The 2,328-nt window shown below is 32.7% G+C and carries 3 protein-coding genes; all 3 read right to left on the bottom strand.

All coding sequences use genetic code 11. The features are described 5' to 3' along the window. Window positions 1-620 (bottom strand): MFS transporter (locus tag AB3X49_RS21625; protein ID WP_367964652.1); only part of this gene is annotated, 620 nt, incomplete at its 3' end. 46 nt (window positions 621-666) lie between these two features. Continuing rightward, window positions 667-1,302 (bottom strand): TetR/AcrR family transcriptional regulator, encoded by a 636-nt coding sequence (locus AB3X49_RS21620; protein WP_367964650.1) that lies wholly within the window; start codon window positions 1,300-1,302, stop codon window positions 667-669. A 396-nt stretch (window positions 1,303-1,698) separates the two neighbouring features. After that, window positions 1,699-2,178 (bottom strand): DUF1648 domain-containing protein, encoded by a 480-nt coding sequence (locus tag AB3X49_RS21615; RefSeq protein ID WP_367964654.1) that lies wholly within the window; start codon window positions 2,176-2,178, stop codon window positions 1,699-1,701. Between the last annotated feature and the right edge of the window lie 150 nt (window positions 2,179-2,328).

The raw sequence follows: 2,328 nt of genomic DNA, 5'->3' as shown, positions 1-2,328 counted from the left end.
ATATGGCTTTCTCGTGCTCTTTTTATAAAAGGTATTTTAATAAACATTTCTAAAATCGCAGATAAAAAGAAAGCAAGACAACTTATTATTACGAGCATTTTCAAACCAATTATGCCGTACAATATTCCTCCAAATACAGGAGCAACTATATTTGACAATGATTGCACACCATTTACGATACCGTTCGCTTGCTCTAACTTATTCTCTGGAACTAATTGCGGAATACTCGCCATTACAACAGGTGAATACATTGCACTAACGACTGCTAGTAAAAACATAATTGTTCCAATCAATATAATAGATACAGGTCCAGTAAATAACAAAACTATAAAGCTTAATACAATCGCAGCGTTGATAAAGTCAAAAATAACCATTAAATTACGGCGATTGAAACGATCTGCTATCGCTCCGCCGAGAGGAGCTAGTAAAAACGGAATACTCGTTACCGCATATAATCCTGCGAATATATCAGCACGCCCTGTTATATCTAGCACATATAATGACAGGGCAAAACGTACAAGTGTTGAACCTAAAATAGTAATAATTTGTCCACTCACCATTAAGTGAAAATCTTTCATCGAAGACCTTATACTAGCTGACATCCTTATCACACCTTTCATTCGATTCAGACCGACTGTCGGTCGATAATATCCAAACAGAAAATTATTATTTCTGTTTGATTAAAACCTCCACCATGTAATCAAAGGCTCCCTCTTTCGCTCCAACAGATGCTTCCATCATTTTGATATAAGCTTTAGCCCTCCTCATCATTTCTTCCGGCTTCCATTGGAATAAACCCTCATCAAATATGACTTGTGCTGAAGAGAGTAATAATTCAATCGTTTCTTGTGGGTATGGAGTAGAAAATATGCCTTCAGCGATTCCTTGTTCTAAAATCTCTGCTAAAACAGGAGATAAATGAATAATTGATTGTACTATACTTTTTTGATGCATTTCCGCATTATTTGGCTGATGAAATTGTTCAATCATTTTATCTTTTACATCTCCTGATTTTGGTGATTGTTCCATTAAAACTTGAAATAACTTATCCAAAACTGGGATATTAGGGTTAGAGACAATTGCTTTCGCTTTAGCAACATCCGCTTTAATAATCCTCATAATAATTTCATCCATTACTTCTTCTTTCGACTTAAAATAATGATAAAACGTCCCCTTTGCTATACCAATCTCTTTTAAAATGTCATTTACTGTCGTTTTCGTATACCCTTTTGTAACAAACAAACGTTCAGCAGTTTCTAAAATTTCATTTCTACGCTCCCCATATTCTTTTACGATCCTCATTCATGTACTCCTTCCTACGGACCGACTGTCGGTTTATTTAAAGTATATGTTTAGTATGTGAAAAGTTTCCTGTTATCGTACATATACAACAACCTACTTTATATTTCCTTTATGAATTTTAAAATTTATTTTTAATACGGTGAATGAAATTTTAAAATTTCATTTTTGGTATCCCCCTGTAGAAAGACATTAAAGTTAATAAATTTTAAAACCGCAAACACGCATACCCCCGTCCTAAAATTAGGATGGAGGTAAAATAAAGTTGTTTAATTTTTGATTAAAAAAACTTCCCTATACGAAATTTATAATAAATTCATTTAAAATTCTAAATTGCATCCCATAATAGCGCCCGCTAACGAAATAACGTCATAAATTAGAATGTTTATTCACTCCGTATTATTTAATTTTCCGTTGCCTTATTATTCCTATAACAATTGGAATAACTGTTCCGATAATTATTATTGGTAAAAATAATTTACCTAAACCCCCGCTCCAACCTAAAGCTATTGAAATTGTCTCAAATTGGATTAAAGCAAAAATAACTAAACAAACATTTTTTAATTGATTAATCATTTTTCGGCTATTTAAATAAAACTGCTTAGCATTCGATTCATTAAGCCTTTGTGGATAGTTATTAACTTCTGGAAACTTCTCTAAAGTCTGCATTAAAAGTAGTATAAATGTCCCGATTCCTGGTAGAATCAAAAGTTCCCATTTTGACCCCCAGCGATCTACAACCCCATTTGCGTTATAATGTCCCGGTACTTCCTCAGGTAATCCTCCCCAAATGGTGATCAAAAAAATTATTGATCCTAAGAAAAATGAATATCCAATGATATCCCAAATCCATTCACTTTTTGTTTTTTGGATTTTCATTCTAGGTCTTCCCCATGAATTCACTATATTTCTCCTCCCCCTTCTACGATATCTATAGTAATACATATCCTGTATTACATTTTAAATTCCGATTCATATAACCAAATTATCTCAAATTTACGATATTTTCTCAATTGATTATTATAGAAT

The organism is Bacillus sp. C30 (genome assembly GCF_040838255.1).
GTDB classification, from domain to species: domain Bacteria; phylum Bacillota; class Bacilli; order Bacillales; family Bacillaceae_G; genus Bacillus_A; species Bacillus_A mycoides.
This window is presented reverse-complemented; position numbering and strand designations above follow the sequence as displayed.